Consider the following 16,614-nt stretch of genomic DNA (forward strand, 5'->3'; position numbering starts at 1 on the left):
TAACACTCTTAGGAGATAAAATGAAAAGAATTTATTTAGATAACAATGCAACAACTATGGTAGATCCAAAGATAACAGAAATGATGCAACCTTTTTTTAGTGAACTATATGGAAATCCAAACTCATTACATAAGTATGGGACTGAAACTCACGCAGCTATTAGCAGTGCTATAGAAAAGCTTTACACAGGTATTAATGCAAGTAGTCAAGATGATATCATCATCACTTCTTGTGCTACAGAATCTAATAACTGGGTGTTAAAAGGAATCTATTTTGATATTTTAAGACATGGAGAAAAAAACCATATCATAACTACAGAGGTAGAACACCCTGCAGTTAGATCTACTTGTGCGTTTTTAGAGGAGTTGGGAGTAGATGTAACTTATCTTCCCATAAACAACAAAGGCCTTATAGAAGCCAAAGATGTTTTAAATGCTATAAAGCCTACTACCGCACTAGTTAGTGTTATGTGGGCTAATAATGAAACAGGTCTAATCTTCCCTATACAAGAAATAGCAGAGATTTGTAACGAGCGTGGAATCTTATTTCACACTGATGCAGTTCAAGCTATAGGTAAGGTTAAAGTTGATGTAACTAATACAAAAGTTGACTTTTTAAGTTTTAGTGCCCATAAGTTTCATGGACCAAAGGGCATAGGAGCACTCTACATCCGTAAAGGCGTAGATCTTGCACCTTTGCTTCATGGTGGCGAACATATGAGGGGAAGAAGGAGTGGGACTTTAAACACGCCTTTGATAGTAGGTATGGGCGAGGCTATGAGGCTTGCTAATGAGTATCTAGACTTTGAAGGTTCAGTTATTGGGCCTTTAAGAGATAGACTAGAAGAGGGCATCTTAAAAAATCCAGATGTTTTTGTTATAGGTAACAGAGAGCATAGAGTTCCTAACACTACTCTTGTAAGCATAAAAGGCATAGAAGGCGAGGCTATGCTGTGGGATTTAAACAAAGCTGGCATAGCTGCAAGTACGGGAAGTGCTTGTGCTAGTGAAGACTTAGAGGCAAACCCAGTTATGGTAGCAATAGGTGCTGATAAAGAACTAGCCCATACTGCTATAAGATTTAGCCTAAGTAGATTTACTACTAAAGAAGATATAGATTACACAATAGAAGTGTTCAATAAGGCAGTAAAACGCCTAAGAGAAATCTCTTCTACATACTAAGGGGAATATAATGGCAAAAAATGACTTATTAGGCGGTGCGTTATGGGATGCTTACTCTAAAAAAGTAAGTGAACGCATGGATAACCCAACTCATTTAGGTGTTTTAACAGAAAAAGATGCTGAAAGTAAAAATGCAAAACTTATAGTTGCAGATTACGGTGCTGAATCTTGTGGTGATGCTGTAAGACTTTACTGGCTAGTAGATAAAGATGATGTCATCATAGATGCTAAGTTTAAAAGCTTTGGTTGTGGTACAGCTATAGCAAGTAGTGATATGATGTGTGAGCTTTGCAAGGGTAAAAAAGTACAAGATGCAGTAAAGATTACTAATATTGACGTAGAGCATGCTTTAAGGGATGATGAAAACACTCCAGCAGTTCCAGGTCAAAAGATGCACTGCTCAGTTATGGCTTATGATGTTATAAAAAAAGCAGCAGGCATGTATCTTGGAAAAGATGCAGCTGACTTTGAAGAAGAGATAATAGTTTGTGAGTGTGCAAGAGTAAGTTTAGCTACTATAAAAGAAGTTATTAAGTTAAATGATCTTAAAACAGTAGAAGAGATAACTCAGTACACAAAAGCAGGTGCGTTTTGTAAGTCTTGTATAAAACCAGGCGGACATGAAAAAAGAGAGTACTACCTAGTTGATATACTAAGGGATGTAAGAGCCGAAATGGAAGAGGAAAAAATGAAAAACGTAGCAGATGCAAGTGCAAGTGGCAATCTAGTGTTTAGAGAAATGACCTTGGTTCAAAAAGTTAAAGCCGTAGAAAAAACTATAGATGATACAGTTAGACCTATGCTTATAATGGATGGCGGTAATATGGAGATTATAGATATCAAAGATACTAGTGATGGCCATATAGATGTGTATATTAGATATATGGGTGCTTGTAATGGCTGTGCTGCAGCAAGCACCGGCACACTTTTTGCCATAGAAAGTGTTTTACAAGAAAGACTAGATAGAAATATAAGAGTACTTCCTATCTAGTTTTAAACTATCTTTTTATATAAAACTCTTAGAATCTAAACTAGATTCTAAGAGTTTATACTCCTTATAGTGTTTTTATTTTGTGATATTTTTTGTATTATCTTTATAGCTTAGTAATTATTAATATACAAGCGTTCTAATATAAAAGTAATCTAATATAAAAAGCTTCCAAGCTTATAAAGTCTTAAAGCTTTAGAATCTAGATTCTATCTTTCCTTTCTAAAACTACCATACTTTTAAAAGAAAACTAAAGTGATATTTAATATAGTGCAAGTAAAGATTATAATAGCTAAGTACTAAACATCCATAGTCTTTGCGTTAGATAAAAGCAAAGACTATAGCCTTTTTACTCCAAGTAGCCCTTCTACTCCAAATAGCCTTTTTTGGGTAAAAAGTATGCCACTATGAGACAAACTACAAGCAAGACTATGCAGTAGATATAAAAGCCTTCAGGTATACCGGCATTTTTAAACTTCAAGGCTACATAAGAAGCACTTCCACCAAAGATAGCATTACCTATAGCGTAACTTAGACCAGTAGCAAGGGCCCTTACATGCACAGGGAAAAGCTCAGCTTTTATAACGCCACCAACTGAAGTATAAAGGCTAAGCACTATAAAGGCCCATATGAGTATGAAAAAGATCTCTATACTACTACTAGCTACACCTAAAAGATAAAAGATAGGATATATAGAGATGATAGCTAGGATGGAAAACATGATAAGCAAAGTTCTCCTCCCTATCTTATCGCCTAAGGCACCAAAAAAGGGCTGAAAGATCATAAAGAAAAAGAGTGCTACTAGCATGATGTTATTAGATGTAGACTGTGCCATACCAGCAGTGTTAACCATAAAAACTTTTGTATAAGTAGTAAAGGTATAAAAAGCTAGTGAGCCTCCAGCTGTAAAGCCTATGACCATTAAAAAGTACTTCCAGTTAGCAACTAAGGCTTTAAAGCTTCCTCTATCTTTATGCTTATAGATAGCATCCCCGCTTTCATGCATATCACTTCTTAGAAGCAAAGAAAGCAAGGCTAAGATTCCACCAAAGGCAAAAAGCAGTCTCCATCCCCACTCTTTTATAGCACTTTCTGGTATAAGTAGTTCTAGTACTACTAAACTTGCTACAGCTAAAAGCTGCCCGCCAATAAGTGTTACATACTGAAAAGATGAGTAAAAACCACGATTACCTTTAGTTGCTATCTCTGAAAGATAGGTTGCTGCTATACCATACTCCCCACCTACACTTAAGCCTTGTAAGATTCTAACAGCTAGTAAAAGTAGTATGGCGTAGTCACCTACATGATCTTTAGTAGGTAAGATAGCTATTAAAAGAGAGCTTATAGCCATAAGTAAAACTGAGTAGATCATAGACTTTTTACGACCTATCTTATCTCCTAGGGCACCAAAAAGATAACTTCCTATAGGGCGCATAAAAAGCCTAGGGCAAAGATTCCAAAAGCTGCTATTAACTCTATAGTAGGGTCTTTTGAAGTACTAAAAGAGCTTATAAAGTAAGTCGCACTAAAAGCGTAGATATAAAAGTCATACCACTCTACTAGATTCCCCGAGCTTGCAGCTATCATGGATGTGAAGCGAGTTTTCTTGCTTAGATGTCTAAACTTGTCTGGTTTTATTTGCATAGGTTCTCCTAAAGTTATCTTAGTGCTTAAACTTTTACACTAATGTTTAGCCTTTATTATAAAATGGATATTTAGGAAAATATGTACAATTATTAACAAATACTATTTTTGCAGATAAAAAAACGTCACCTTATGACACTTTTTAAAAAACTAGTAGTATTCCCTCCAAGGTGGGAGGGAAAAGAAAAAAGATCTTAGTTTTTAGTCTAGATAAGTCTTTTTAGGAAAGAAGAAAGCAGTTATGAAAAGTATGATAAAGATGATGATGCAGTAGATATAAAATCCATTTTGCATATTTAGATGTTTAAACTCTAAAGCTATCAAAGAAGCAGTTCCACCAAAGATAACATTACCTAAAGCATGCCCTAAACCAGTTCCTAAACTTCTTATATGAGATGGGAAAAGCTCAGCTTTTATAACTCCTGCCATAGAAGCATACATACTAAGTATGATAAACATCCAGATTATGATAAAGAAGGTCGCATAGACATTATTACCAGATTTTTCTAGTAGGTAGTAGATTGGCCAGGTGCAGATTATACTTGCTACAGCAAAGATAAAAAGTGATGCTTTTCTACCTATCTTGTCTATGAAAAGCCCAAAAAGTGGTTGAGAAAGCATCAAACAAAAAAGTGCTATAAGCATGATTCTATTAGATAAGGTCTCACTCATATGAACTGTATCTATAAGGAAGGTTTTTGTATAAATTGTATAAGTATAAAAAGCTAGAGAGCCTGCACCTGCTATGATAAAGACTATAAGCAAGAATCTCCAGTCTATAAAGACAGCCTTTAAAGACCCACTATGTTTGTGTTCAAAAGTTTCTTTAGTACCACTTTCATGCATACCAGTTCTTATAAGCAAAGAAAGCAAGGCTAAGATTCCGCCAAAGGCAAAAAGTAGTCTCCAAGCCCACTCTCTAATGGTTGAATCACTAAATATAAACTCTAATATAACCACAGTTAGTACAGCCACAAACTGCCCGCCAATAAGTGTTACATACTGAAAAGATGAGTAAAATGCTCGCCTACCAGATGTAGCAGTCTCAGACATATAAGTAGCAGCAACTCCATACTCTCCACCTACACTTATACCTTGCAAAAGCCTAGCTATAAGTAAGATTATCATAGCCCAGTCTCCTATGATATTTTTTGTAGGGACAATGGCTATTATTAAAGAGCTTATAGCCATAAGCACGATGGAGTAAATCATAGACCTTTTGCGTCCTATCTTATCTCCTATATAGCCAAAGATCCAACTTCCTATAGGTCTCATTAAAAAGCCTAAAGCAAAGATAGCAAAAGCTTCAATAAGCGCTACTGTTGGGTTTTTAGACCCACTAAAGTCATGTATAAAATATCCTGCAGCAAAAGCATAGATATAAAAGTCATACCACTCTACTAGATTCCCTGAGCTTGCAGCAAAGATGGACTTTATCCTCTGAGATGTGGTCAGGTTCACGTTTGTTGTGCCTTCCATAGTTATTTGTCTCATTTTTTTTGTTCTTCCTTTAATAGTTTTTAATGCTATTAATGCTAGGTTTTTAAAAGCTATGCTTGATAGCTACTTGGGTTACTATCCTAAAGCTCATTATGATTTATATAGTCTTAAGATTGTGTAGAAAATGATATTTTGTTATATTAATTTTTTATTTAATGTTACTAATTGTAAAAAAGTGTTAATTTAAAATTTTGTCTATATTTCAAAATGACTACTTTTGTGTAGTTTTGTATCTTTATAGGTAAATTAACTACTTAAGTTATACATAGCGTGTAGTTTTGCCTTGATAAAGTTACTACTTAGAATCTAGGATGGTAAATGCTTTTCTAATCTTTTTAGATTAGTTGCCATATAGCTTCAAACTACCCTTTTATGACATGGGCCTTAAGGGGCGAGATTCCATAAAAGTAAAGTTCTACTTTTTCTTTTTTAAGTTTTTATTGATATAAATTATATTAATAAATGTAAATTTATCTTCATACAATCTGTATAGGCGATAAATAGCCACTTTAAAGTTAATTGCCATTAAATGCAAGTAAGGAAAAAACTCGTATTTAGTTAGTATTTTTCTCATAAAAGCTTGTTTTTGATTTGCTTTTAATAGTTCAGGCTTTTTAGCTTTTATATCTTTAATTTTCAGGGAGTTAGTATGAAAAGTATGCTAAAAAAGGCTTTAGTTATAGGTGGTTTATCTATAGTTGCAAGTAGTAGCTTATACGCCATAAGTTTTACAGATAGAAACTATGCATTAAACCAGTTTGAAGCACCACATGATGATGCGCCCTTTGATGGACCAAGTATAGGAGTACATGGAGACTTATCTTTCTTTGTACAAAGTATGGATGATAACTTTAATGGAACCACTCCAGGAGTTAGAAGTCCTCAAAAGATAGGTTTTTCCCTTCCAGTTGCTAACTTAGATATAAGTGCAAGACTTGCTCGTGGTTTTAATGTAGTACTTCAAACTAGACTAGCTTCACACCACCACACTAACACTTTTGTAAAAGGTGGATATGCAACTATAGAAAGCCTAGATTTTTTAGGTAGTGATTTTTTAGATTCTATAATGAAGCATGTAACTGTAAAAGTAGGGGTTAATGACATAGACTTTGGTGATAACCAATTTACTAGAACTGATAATGCTAACACTTATAGAGGCTACTTTACTATAAACCAAGCTGTAGAATCTAACTTACAATCTGTTTTCGGTGAGCTACTACTTAGATATAAAGGCGCTTTTTTACTAGGTGGTCTTACAACAGGTGTTATAGATCCTCAAAACTACACTATAGAGCCAGGTAAAACTAACGTAGCTGGTTACTTTAAACTAGGATGGGATAGTCAAGTAACTGAAGATTTTAGAGCACGTATCTCAGAATCTGTTTACATCCAAGCTTCACCTAATAGCGCTGAAAGCCTATTTAATGGAACTGGATCTCTAGCTGGAACTGTTTTAAGAGGCGTTTATGGAGCAGCTAGCACTGCTACAGGAGTTGGCACTTGGAATCCTATGGCTGGAACTGGTAGTATGAGTGCTTATAACACTTCACTATTTTTAAAATACAAAGGCACTGAGTTAACTGGTGTTTATGAGTTTGCAAGCGGTGCTTACAACAACGCACTAAATAACCAAGCTTTACAACTACCTTCAGCTGGTGATGCTTATATGAACCACTTCTCTATCACTTTGGCTCAAAGATTCTGGGATGATAAGATGTATGTAGCTGCAAGATATGAAAAAGCTTTCTTAAATGGTAGAAGAGATGGAACAGCACTAGATCAACAACTAGATCAAGCACAAGTTTCAGTTGGCTGGTATATGTATAAAGGTGTTTTAGCAAGAGCTGAATACATCTGGCAACAAAGAAATCTTTCTACATTTGGCGGAAAGCTTGCTGATAGCAAAGGTTATGCTTATTTCCAAGGCTTTATGTTAACTGCTAACGTAGCATTTTAAGAAAGATATTAAAAAAGCATTAAAGAGGAGTAAAGGATGAGTGGTATATTTAAAAAAGTAGTGTTAGCTAGTGTGTTGGTTGGTTCTTTTGCCTTTGCTGGCGGTCATGTAGAAGTACTAGGTACTTCAACTTTACACGACTGGAAGATGCAAAGTAGTGATCTAAAAGTTGATATGCTAAGTCAAGATAACAAGCCAACTAAGATAGAAGTTTCTATGGTTGCTCAGAGTTTAAAAAGCACTGAAGGTAAAAGCATGGATAAAAATGCTTACAAGGCCATGAAAGTAACCCCAATAGATGTTATAACTTATGTTATGAAAAGCTATGATCCAGCGACTAATACTCTAGTGGGTATCATAAATATTAATGGTAAGGATGTTGATGTATCAACCAAGCCAAAAATAGTAAATGATAAAGAGATAGAAGGTAGCTTTAAAACTAAGATAACTGACTTTGGTATGGTGCCTCCAAAGTTTATGCTAGGGGCTATGAAAGTAGGCGATGAGATAACTATAAACTATAAAGTTACTCCAGATAACTAGTCTTTGAGCTAGCTTATAGGCTTACTAAAGTTTAGATTCTTAAATAGAATCTAAACTTTACTAGCTTTTTTAAAAAGTGTAGCTATAGCCAAGTTGAGCTATAACGTTTTTGATGCTTCCCATATCTTCACCTTTAGGTATGCCAGCTAAAGCTGATAACTGTGGGGAAAGTAGTGGTATCCTAGTTCTTACTGCTTTTAAATCTGTACTAAGTAGAGGGATCTTAACTCCCATCCTTAGGACTTGATGATTTGTTATATTTATACTTAGCCCTACATTTATAGGTAGTACAAAACCGCCACCTGCATTAAAAAAAGTATCTGGCTCTCCATTAATCACTGTTTTTTCAGAGCCTTGATTTATAGACATAACAACACCGCCATTTGCTGGGTCTATCTTTGCTTTAAGTAAGTTAGTGTTAGAGTAAGCATACCCCACTCCAAAACCAGCATAAACTTCAAACATCTTATTAAGGTTTACAAAGTAGTCAACATTAGCAAGCAACATATTGTTAAAAGATGAAGTTCCATTGTTATATATAGTTTCTTGACCACTAGAGTTTAAAAATACACTCTTTTCGCCAAAGGTTTGAGAGAAGTTATAGCTTAGGTAGTATCTTAGGCCCATGTACTTGTTAAAACTTTGAGTGTAGCCTACATCTAGCCCTACTGAATAGCCCGGAGCATCTTCTGGATAAAAATTACCATTACTACTCTTTTTATAGCTTATATTTGTGTAGGCAAGCCCAGCATTAACACCTATAAATACTCCATCTTTTGCAAGACTTAAGCCACTTAAAGCTAGCATCAAGCCAAGCGTAGTTATTAATGTCTTTTGTTTCATTGTTATAAATCCTATTTGATTGTAGATTGTGAGTTGTAGTCAGTTTGTTAGTTTAAGATTAACTTTTATGACAACACAATCTGAGATCATATCAAAAAAGTAGAGTAGATGTGAAGTTTATTTAACATTTTGTTTTTTATGATGGCAGCATATGCTAGGGGTGAGTAAAAATTATAAAGCATCAACCTAGTATTAAAACATATGATTAGTTTAATACTAGGTTGCTTTTAAAAAGGCTATGTATTTAGTAGATTATAAAAATATCGCTATGACATCTTTAGCATTACAAGCTAGTTATGTGATCTAGGCAAGTATATTTTTATATATATCACCATCTTTTATGATAACTACAAATTTATCTTCATACTCAGTTATGACATTAGGATCTTTTAGAGGATTTCCATCTATTAGTATCATATCTGCCCATGCACCTTCATTTAAAACACCAAGTTTAGCCTCTTTGTAAGGGTTTCTTGGACCACTTAACTCTAGTAATTTAGCATTATTAGATGTAGCAAGTCTTAAAAAGTCTATAGGACTTAGTACATCTGCAAACACTGCTAGCATCTTGTTTTGATAAGGTGTGAACTCTGGGCTAAAGAGTATATCTGTACCATAGGCTATCTTTGCTTTATCTCTTAAAGCCCATCTTACCACTTGCTCCCACTTTTCATATAAAGGTTTAGATTTATCTGGTATCACAGTGCCTTTTGGAAGTGTTTTAGATGAAAAGGCTTGTATAGAAAGCCATGCATCATGCTTAGCTATAAGCTTAACTGCTTCTTCATCAGCAAGCTGACCATGTTCTATAGACTTAACTCCATTTTTAAGCGCTCTTTTGATACCACGCGGATGATAGACGTGAGAGCAAACATAAGTTCCCCAGTCAGCTGCAGCACCTACTGCTGCTTTTATCTCATCATCATTAAACTGCGTGCTATCTAGCGGGTCAAAATCTGATATAGCTCCTCCACTTACACCTATTTTTATCTGACTAGCGCCTTTTTTAAGATTATCCCTAACTGCAGCTAGTACTTCTGGAACGCCATTAGCCACTGTGAACTCACCTAAGTTTTCAAGATGACTTCTCTCTCCTCCAAGAGTAGGGGACTTTTCATAGCTTGGAGAAAAGTCTCCATGCCCTGAAGTTTGAGAGATAAAAGCTCCACTTGGGAAGATTCTCGGTCCTGGCACGGCTTTTGTGTCTATGGCAACTTTTATGCCAAAAACTGATCCTGCCATATCTCTAACAGTAGTAAAGCCTCTAAGCACAGTCCTTCTAGCTTCAGCTACAGCGTCTGCATAAAAAAGCCCTGGATCAGGGAGGTTGGCTGCACTAATTGGCGCTGCTGCAAACATAACATGCCAGTGGGCATCACTAAGACCAGGCATTAAAAACTTACCGCCAGCATCTATTATTTTTGCACCCTTTGGAGCATCTATCTTTGAAGTTGAGATTTTAGCGATTTTGCCACCTTTAACTAAGAGGTTTCCAACTAGGAGCTTTTCATTTACCCCATCAAAGATTTTGGCGTTATTAATTAATATATAGTTTTCTTCTTTTTTGCCTTTAGCTATCATATCGCCTATTTTAATAGTGTGTCCAAAGGCTGTGCTGCTAAGCCCTAGCCCAAGTCCTAAACCACCAAGTTTTAATATACTTCTTCTATCCATATGTAAGGTTTCCTTTTAATCTAAGTTTCATGTTAGATTTTATCACTAATAGGGTTTATAAAAAGGCTAAGAGAGTTTTTTTAAGGCAAGTTTTACTATCTCTGAAGATCCTAAGCTTTCATCTATGCCATTTAGGGCAGGTGATATTTGACTTTCTTTAAATCCTAGTGAGAGCAAGGCTTCTCTAGCTAGACTTGTTTCATTACTTCCTGGTAGTTTTACCTCACCACTTAGTTCTAATAAGATCTTATTAGCTACTTTTAAGCCTATGCCTTTTATAGCTTTTAGGGCATTTAAATCTTTTGAAGAGAGAATCTTAGCTAGGTTTGGACTTGAGTAGGTTGACATGATATTTAGCGCCATCTTAGCGCCAACGCCTTGAACTTTTAAAAGGCTTATAAACTGTGCTCTTTCATCTTTGTTTAAGAAACCATAAAGAGAGTTAGAATCTTCTTTGATGATTTGCAAGATTTCTAGTCTTATCTCTTTAGAGTTAGCTTCTTTGTTAGATTCTATATGGTTTTTTAAGGCCATGCTAGTAAGCAAGGAGATGTTAACTAGGTAAGTAACATCCCTTACATCAAGCTCTACTTCAAGTGGACTTAGTGAGTGGATACTTCCTTTTAGTGCTACTATCATACTACCTCCTAGCTTGAAACTTTTTAGTTAGCAGGCTCTAAAAGCTTTATATTATCTGATGTATTTGATATAGGGTCTTTTTTAGATTCTGTATCTGTTTGATCTTCTTTTGTACTAGTTTTAAGGGTGTTATCTAGTAGTTTATAAGATTCTTCAAGCATGATGATACTTTGTCCGTCATTTTCCATATAAGACTTATTAAAATTTTTAGCATTTAAGATGTTATGGTTTATAGAATCTAGTTTTGTATCATAAGCACCATCAAGGTCTTTTTGAGTGTAGTTAGAATCTAGTGCTAAAAACTCTAAGGCTTCTTGCATACTAGGTTTTTTAGTGTCTTTATAGCTTGCTTCAAAGTCATCATACATCTTATTAAAGTCGTCATTTTCTATCTCAAAGACTGCTGCTATATCTATGATCATATCTTTTTCTTTGGCATCTAAGATTCCATCTGCATAACCCATGGCAAATAAAAGCTCTACTACTTTTATCCTTTTTCTATACTCACCTTTAGTTAAAGTTAGATACTGCTCGCTTAGGTCTTCTACAGTGCTTGGACCTGGAGTGTTATAGATTTCAAGATAGGAGTTTCTAAGCTCATCTAACTCATACTGTGTTAGATCAAGTTTATCTTCTAGGATGTATTTTATAGCCTTTTTAGCAAGGGCATCTTCAAGTTTTGAAGCCCTACCATCAACTTGGCTAAGCTTTCCTAGTAAGGCTATAAGCACACCATACTCACTTGCTCTAAGTTTTGTCATAGGGTCTTCTTCTACATAAGGATCAGTGTACTCTTCATAGTCGTCTTTTTTAGCGTTAGTATTTTGTGGGTTTTGATTTAGTGGATTTTTCAGATAGTTCTGAAAGGTTGTGTAGAGGTAGTATATGACAGCTGCTGCTATTATGACTAATACTATTTCCATGTAGTTCCTTATAATTTTAATTTCGATTTAAGTTGTTGTTTTCTAAAGTCTTCTTCTTCTTGCTGTTGTTTTTTTAATAGAATCTTTTCTTCTTTTTGTTTTTTTTCTATAGCCATCTTTCTTTCTCTTGCATCTTTAATCTTTTGTCTGTAAGCATCTCTTGTGGCTGGGTCTTGATACTTAGGCATCTTCATAAAAGAGATAAGAAGTAAGAGTATAAGGATGATTATAGCAACTGGGGCTTGCTCATCTCCATTTAGATGATACCATGCTCCAGCTACTATACAAGCAAACAGTATCTTTAAAACTGCTTTCATGGCTACTAACTTTAAGCTGATATAAACTTAGGTCTTTTCATATGATAAGAGATAGCACTTTGCTTGCTCATATCAAAAGAAAGTAGTAAGACTTGATATATATTTAAAGTGCTTATATTAATCGGATCTCTCCTATAAGCCCTCATGCATTTTGAATGGTGTTTATCAAACATATTAAAAGTAGATTCTGAAAAGGTTAGTAAAAAGTCTACTCCTCTATCACAGCCTGCAAAGATAAGCCTACCGCTTTCTTCTAGGGCTATCTTATCATCTATATCCATTAAGTGAGCATAGTACTCAAAGCTTTCTATACCCTCATAAACTTTTAAGTCAACTAATTTATATAAGTCATCCATACACTTATACTCATCTTCTAAGCTAGCATCAAAGTGCCTACCGCCATAGTATACAAAAGCAGAAAAGTTACTAAACTTATGTTCTACTTTTTCTTCTATGCTTGCTTTGTGCATGGCTAAGACGCAAGGAAGGTAGCAAATGTAGTCTTTTAGTGTACTTAGGTCTAGACTTAACTTTAGCCTATCTAGCTCTTTTTCTATAAAGTTTTTTACTTCTTCATCATACTCTATAGTTTTTACTACATGCACTAAGTTAGCATAAGCATCTTCATCAAGAGCTAAAAGTTTAGTGTTTTGCTTAGCACATATGGCTATATTATAAGCGTTAGCTAGAAAGTAAGATTCTAAGTTTCCAACTCTTCCTAGATAGCCTCCATTAAACTCAAACTTATAAGCACCAGTTAGCTCTAAGGTTGGTAGATCTAGTCTTTTTATAAGTGCAGTGGCTGCATCTAGGAAGGGATTTTTTTGATTATATATATTATAGATTGTATATCCTGCTTGCATTTTTTTCCTTTTATACTTACCTTATATCTTGTCTTTTTACATCTTACCTGACATGATAGGGCAGCGTGACTTTTCTGTTACATTTGGTAGTTTAAAGCTAGGTTTTAGTTTGTACTTACACTCTATCTTATTACCTAGTCCTACCCACTCGCCTTTTTTAACCGGGCATTTGGAAGCATTTAAAAAGAGTGTCTGAAGATTTTCTATCTCTACATCTATGGAGTTACTAGGGGGATACATTAAAGATGCAGTTGGAGTATAACTCATAATACCTCCTTTTTTAGACGCCATAGTTTTTAGTATATGTCTTTTTTGCATAGGGTGGCGCGCCATAAGCCACTTTAGATATAAAAAGAATCCATCTCCAAAGTAGTCTTCATCGTGATGGTCTGCTATGAAGTTCATGCTTAAAAAGTTTTTAAGCTCTTCTTTTTCACTTGGGTATATAAAACTAGCACTTGCAAAAAAGCCTTCATAAAAACTAAGGGCTACTTCATAGTTTAAAAGCAAGTCTTTTTTAGCATATTTTTTACTTAGAGGATCTATTATCCACGCATTACCAAAATGCTTAACTAGCTCACTAACTTTTAAGTTATCAAATACGCACTTATCATTAATCCTTAAGTGCAAAAACTCTTTGTCATAACCAAATTCTTTATTACCAAAATCGCCTGTTGGAATCTTTCCTAGAAAGTCCAGTAAAGTATCATCTTCTTTATAGTCTATGTCATATCTTAAATAGCCACTTTGGTAATCAAACCTAGAATCAAAAGCAAATACACTTAAAAAAATTCTTCTTTTAGCGTTTATAGTCATCTTCTATCCTTACAATATCATCTTCACCTAAGTACTCTCCAACTTGAACTTCAATTATAACTAAATCTATCTTGCCCATATTTGATAATCTATGCACTTTTCCCATAGGGATGTAGGTTGATTGATTAGGTGCTAGAAACATTTCTTCATGTTCAATTTGCACTAGGGCACTTCCACTTACTACTATCCAGTGCTCATTTCTATGGCTATGTTTTTGAAGGCTTAGTCTTTCTCCAGGTTTTACTATGATGCTTTTTAGTTTAAATCTGGAATCTTCTAAAAGAACAGAGTAACTCCCCCAAGGCCTATGTACAGTAGAGTGGCAAAAAGTAAGGTCTTTGTTAGACTTACTAAGCTTAGAGACTATCTCTTTTACCTCTTGACTTTCTCCTTTTTTGGCGATTAATAATGCATCATTAGTATCTATAACTATAAAGTCTTTTAGCCCTATAGTAGCTACAAGTTTGTGAGAAAGGATAAAGTTAGAATCTGAGTTAATAGCTTCAAGAGTTGTATTAGTCGCTGTGTTATTAGTATCTTTTTTCCATTCATTACTTAAAGAATCAAAACTCCCTACATCACTCCAGTTAAAATTAGATTCTACTAAGTAAAGATTTTTGCTTTTTTCCATGATGGCGTAGTCTATGCTTAGATCTTTTAGCTTATGGCTTGCTTTTTCATCTAGTCTTATAAAGTTTGCTTCTTTAAGACTAGTTTTTAAAACCTTAAAGCACTCTTCTAGCATGTCTTTACAGTAAAGCTTTGCTTCTTTTATAAGTGTGCTTGCCCTAAAACAAAACATACCACTGTTCCAGTAGTACTTAGCCTCTTTTATATAGTTTTTTGCCACTTCAAGACTAGGTTTTTCATGAAAACTTTTTACCTTTAGGCCAGTTAAGTCTTTTTCTTTAGAATCTTTTAGCACTTCTATATAGCCATAGCCAGTATTTGGCTCACTTGGAGTTATACCAAAGGTGGCTATAAAGCCTTTATCAGCTATAGTATAAGCCTTTTTAACGCACTCTATATACTCTTTTTCATCCTTTATTAAGTGGTCACTTGGTAAGGCTAGGATTATGTCATCATTAGCTTTTATATACTCTAAGTCATCTAAAGATTCTAAGTTTTTATAGATGCTTAGAGCTTGGAAAAGTAGGGCAGGGGCTGTGTTTTTAGACACGCTTTCAAGTAAAAAAGTATCTATACTAACGCCAGTTTTTTTAGCTTCATTAAGTGCTAAAAAGTAGTGCTTATCATTAGTCACTATAGATATGGATGAAGGTTTATCTTTAAAGAAGGTATCTTTTAAAAGGGGTGCATTTCGTTTTAGGGTTAACTCAAAAAGTGAGCCTTCTTTTAAAAGGTTGGCAAACTGCTTTGGCATTATCGTTCGTGAGAGTGGCCAAAGTCTAGTGCCAGCCCCGCCACAGAGTATGGAAACTATCATCAAGGAATCCTTATGTTTTTATATCTAAATTATACAAAGTTACATGGATAATAAATCCTCCAAGCTATGCTAATCTTTCCATAAAGCATATAAATAAGGGAGAATTATGAGTTTTGTCATACTACTAGCTCCAAGTGAGGAAAAACTTTCTAGCACTAAAGTGATAAGTTTAGAAGACTTAGAAGTAGAAGAGATATTTGGCTTTTTAAAAGAGCTTTATCTAGGTGAAAGGCTTTTTTCTTATAGACTTGGTGTTTATAAGGAGTTTTTAGATGATGTTAGGGAGTGTATATTTAAGCAAGACTTAAAGTTGCTAAAAAAGCTTACTGGAAAAAGTAGTTTTAGCGATAGTGCTATGGAAGAGTTAGTTAGCTCTTTAAACTTGCACTTAGAAAAGGCAGTTTGTCGTTATAAAGGAGTAGCATTTAAAGCACTTGATTATAAAAGCTTACCCATAGATTCAAAGCAGTATATAGATGCTAATGTTTTAATCTTTAGTAACCTTTTTGGTGTAGTGCGCGCAAGTGATAATCTTCCTTATTATAAGCTCATTCAAAATGCAAGCTTACTTAAAAAGATCTATAAACCTTACTTAGATACTATGTTAAAAGAGGGCTTAGAGTGTGAGTTTGTAATAGATCTAAGGGCTAGTATTTATAGAGGTCTTTTTACTCCTAAGGGGCTTTTAGTGAGTTTTAACTTTTATAAAGATTCTAAGCCTGTAAGTCACTACTCTAAGCATTTTAGGGGGCTTCTTTTAAGGCTTTTAAGCCTTGAAAAGATAACTTCACTTTCTTCTTTAGATAAGTTTTTAGAATCTTTAGATTCTAAGATCTGTTTTTTAAGTAAGGAGAGCATGAAAGATGAGATTATCTATAACTTTGAAGTTAGACCTTAGATAAAACTTTACTTAAAAATTAAAAAGCTTATTTTACATTAAAGCTTGCGTATCTTAATGTTGTCATCAACACTAGGATAAATGTAGTAAGTAGCATGGCAGTCTCAAGCTTTAAAGATAGAATCTAAACCCCAGATTCTATCTCTTCTCTTTCCCTTTTCCTATCTCCAATCTCTCTCTTCTTATCCCTTTCTCTTATCTTCCCTTCCTTTACCCTAAAAAGAACAAGTTTCACACCTTATTTATCACTTCTCACACCTTCTTCCTATTAGCATCACTCATTATCTCATCTGCTATATGAGTTACATTACTAGATATCTTAGTAGCATCATCAGCTATATTTACATTACCTTGAGTAGATTGTTCTAATAAAGATATAGC

The 16,614-nt window shown here is 34.6% G+C and carries 14 protein-coding genes and 1 pseudogene; 5 read left to right on the forward strand and 10 right to left on the reverse strand.

Annotated elements, in window-relative coordinates:
• The first annotated feature begins 20 nt into the window (after positions 1-20).
• Positions 21-1,181 (forward strand): NifS family cysteine desulfurase, encoded by a 1,161-nt coding sequence (locus BKH43_RS07305; protein WP_095230116.1) that lies wholly within the window; start codon positions 21-23, stop codon positions 1,179-1,181.
• 10 nt (positions 1,182-1,191) lie between these two features.
• Positions 1,192-2,172: an iron-sulfur cluster assembly scaffold protein gene (locus BKH43_RS07310; protein WP_095230118.1), complete on the forward strand. Its 981-nt coding sequence runs from the start codon at positions 1,192-1,194 to the stop codon at positions 2,170-2,172.
• A gap of 364 nt (positions 2,173-2,536) precedes the next feature.
• Here the strand turns inward: BKH43_RS07310 and BKH43_RS07315 are convergent.
• Together BKH43_RS07315 and BKH43_RS07320 are read right to left on the reverse strand one after the other, a co-directional pair.
• Positions 2,537-3,813: pseudogene (locus BKH43_RS07315) on the reverse strand (MFS transporter).
• Between the two features lie 201 nt (positions 3,814-4,014).
• A complete protein-coding gene (locus tag BKH43_RS07320) occupies positions 4,015-5,307 on the reverse strand; it encodes an MFS transporter (protein WP_253248074.1) in 1,293 nt (430 codons plus the stop codon).
• Between the two features lie 655 nt (positions 5,308-5,962).
• Here BKH43_RS07320 and BKH43_RS07325 point away from each other — a divergent pair.
• Both BKH43_RS07325 and BKH43_RS07330 read left to right on the forward strand, forming a co-directional pair.
• Positions 5,963-7,270, forward strand: coding sequence for a hypothetical protein (locus BKH43_RS07325; RefSeq protein WP_095230120.1), 1,308 nt, complete (start codon positions 5,963-5,965; stop codon positions 7,268-7,270).
• A 36-nt stretch (positions 7,271-7,306) separates the two neighbouring features.
• Positions 7,307-7,813 (forward strand): YceI family protein, encoded by a 507-nt coding sequence (locus BKH43_RS07330; RefSeq protein ID WP_095230122.1) that lies wholly within the window; start codon positions 7,307-7,309, stop codon positions 7,811-7,813.
• Positions 7,814-7,882: 69 nt separating this feature from the next.
• Here BKH43_RS07330 and BKH43_RS07335 read toward each other — a convergent pair whose 3' ends face one another.
• From BKH43_RS07335 to BKH43_RS07370, 8 genes are all read right to left on the reverse strand, one after another.
• Positions 7,883-8,656: an outer membrane beta-barrel protein gene (locus BKH43_RS07335; protein ID WP_095230124.1), complete on the reverse strand. Its 774-nt coding sequence runs from the start codon at positions 8,654-8,656 to the stop codon at positions 7,883-7,885.
• 303 nt (positions 8,657-8,959) lie between these two features.
• The gene (locus BKH43_RS07340; protein ID WP_216358499.1) at positions 8,960-10,330 is read right to left on the reverse strand and encodes an amidohydrolase family protein; all 1,371 of its coding nucleotides are present in this window, start codon (positions 10,328-10,330) and stop codon (positions 8,960-8,962) included.
• A 66-nt stretch (positions 10,331-10,396) separates the two neighbouring features.
• A complete protein-coding gene (ruvA, locus tag BKH43_RS07345) occupies positions 10,397-10,969 on the reverse strand; it encodes a Holliday junction branch migration protein RuvA (RefSeq protein WP_095230126.1) in 573 nt (190 codons plus the stop codon).
• A gap of 23 nt (positions 10,970-10,992) precedes the next feature.
• The gene (locus BKH43_RS07350) at positions 10,993-11,892 is read right to left on the reverse strand and encodes a TerB family tellurite resistance protein (protein WP_095230128.1); all 900 of its coding nucleotides are present in this window, start codon (positions 11,890-11,892) and stop codon (positions 10,993-10,995) included.
• Positions 11,893-11,900: 8 nt separating this feature from the next.
• Positions 11,901-12,209 carry a hypothetical protein gene (locus BKH43_RS07355; RefSeq protein WP_095230130.1) on the reverse strand — a complete coding sequence of 103 codons (309 nt, stop codon included), beginning with the start codon at positions 12,207-12,209 and terminating at the stop codon, positions 11,901-11,903.
• Positions 12,210-12,220: 11 nt separating this feature from the next.
• Complete coding sequence (locus BKH43_RS07360) at positions 12,221-13,072, reverse strand: hypothetical protein (RefSeq protein WP_095230132.1); 852 nt, start codon at positions 13,070-13,072, stop codon at positions 12,221-12,223.
• Between the two features lie 36 nt (positions 13,073-13,108).
• Complete coding sequence (locus BKH43_RS07365; protein ID WP_095230135.1) at positions 13,109-13,888, reverse strand: DUF5644 domain-containing protein; 780 nt, start codon at positions 13,886-13,888, stop codon at positions 13,109-13,111.
• A complete protein-coding gene (locus tag BKH43_RS07370; RefSeq protein ID WP_095230137.1) occupies positions 13,872-15,335 on the reverse strand; it encodes a mannose-1-phosphate guanylyltransferase/mannose-6-phosphate isomerase in 1,464 nt (487 codons plus the stop codon). Before BKH43_RS07370 ends, BKH43_RS07365 begins: the two co-directional genes overlap by 17 nt.
• A 106-nt stretch (positions 15,336-15,441) precedes the next feature.
• Here BKH43_RS07370 and yaaA point away from each other — a divergent pair, with 106 nt between their 5' ends.
• Positions 15,442-16,233, forward strand: coding sequence for a peroxide stress protein YaaA (gene yaaA, locus BKH43_RS07375; RefSeq protein WP_095230139.1), 792 nt, complete (start codon positions 15,442-15,444; stop codon positions 16,231-16,233).
• The last annotated feature ends 381 nt before the right edge of the window (positions 16,234-16,614 follow it).

This window comes from Helicobacter sp. 13S00401-1 (genome assembly GCF_002272925.1).
GTDB lineage: Bacteria > Campylobacterota > Campylobacteria > Campylobacterales > Helicobacteraceae > Helicobacter_I.

Coding starts and splice junctions, on each gene's coding strand:
- BKH43_RS07305 (WP_095230116.1), top strand. CDS start 21: ATGAAAAGAATTTATTTAGATAACAATGCAACAACTATGGTAGATCCA.
- BKH43_RS07310 (WP_095230118.1), top strand. CDS start 1,192: ATGGCAAAAAATGACTTATTAGGCGGTGCGTTATGGGATGCTTACTCT.
- BKH43_RS07320 (WP_253248074.1), bottom strand. CDS start 5,307: ATGAGACAAATAACTATGGAAGGCACAACAAACGTGAACCTGACCACA.
- BKH43_RS07325 (WP_095230120.1), top strand. CDS start 5,963: ATGAAAAGTATGCTAAAAAAGGCTTTAGTTATAGGTGGTTTATCTATA.
- BKH43_RS07330 (WP_095230122.1), top strand. CDS start 7,307: ATGAGTGGTATATTTAAAAAAGTAGTGTTAGCTAGTGTGTTGGTTGGT.
- BKH43_RS07335 (WP_095230124.1), bottom strand. CDS start 8,656: ATGAAACAAAAGACATTAATAACTACGCTTGGCTTGATGCTAGCTTTA.
- BKH43_RS07340 (WP_216358499.1), bottom strand. CDS start 10,330: ATGGATAGAAGAAGTATATTAAAACTTGGTGGTTTAGGACTTGGGCTA.
- ruvA (WP_095230126.1), bottom strand. CDS start 10,969: ATGATAGTAGCACTAAAAGGAAGTATCCACTCACTAAGTCCACTTGAA.
- BKH43_RS07350 (WP_095230128.1), bottom strand. CDS start 11,892: ATGGAAATAGTATTAGTCATAATAGCAGCAGCTGTCATATACTACCTC.
- BKH43_RS07355 (WP_095230130.1), bottom strand. CDS start 12,209: ATGAAAGCAGTTTTAAAGATACTGTTTGCTTGTATAGTAGCTGGAGCA.
- BKH43_RS07360 (WP_095230132.1), bottom strand. CDS start 13,072: ATGCAAGCAGGATATACAATCTATAATATATATAATCAAAAAAATCCC.
- BKH43_RS07365 (WP_095230135.1), bottom strand. CDS start 13,888: ATGACTATAAACGCTAAAAGAAGAATTTTTTTAAGTGTATTTGCTTTT.
- BKH43_RS07370 (WP_095230137.1), bottom strand. CDS start 15,335: ATGATAGTTTCCATACTCTGTGGCGGGGCTGGCACTAGACTTTGGCCA.
- yaaA (WP_095230139.1), top strand. CDS start 15,442: ATGAGTTTTGTCATACTACTAGCTCCAAGTGAGGAAAAACTTTCTAGC.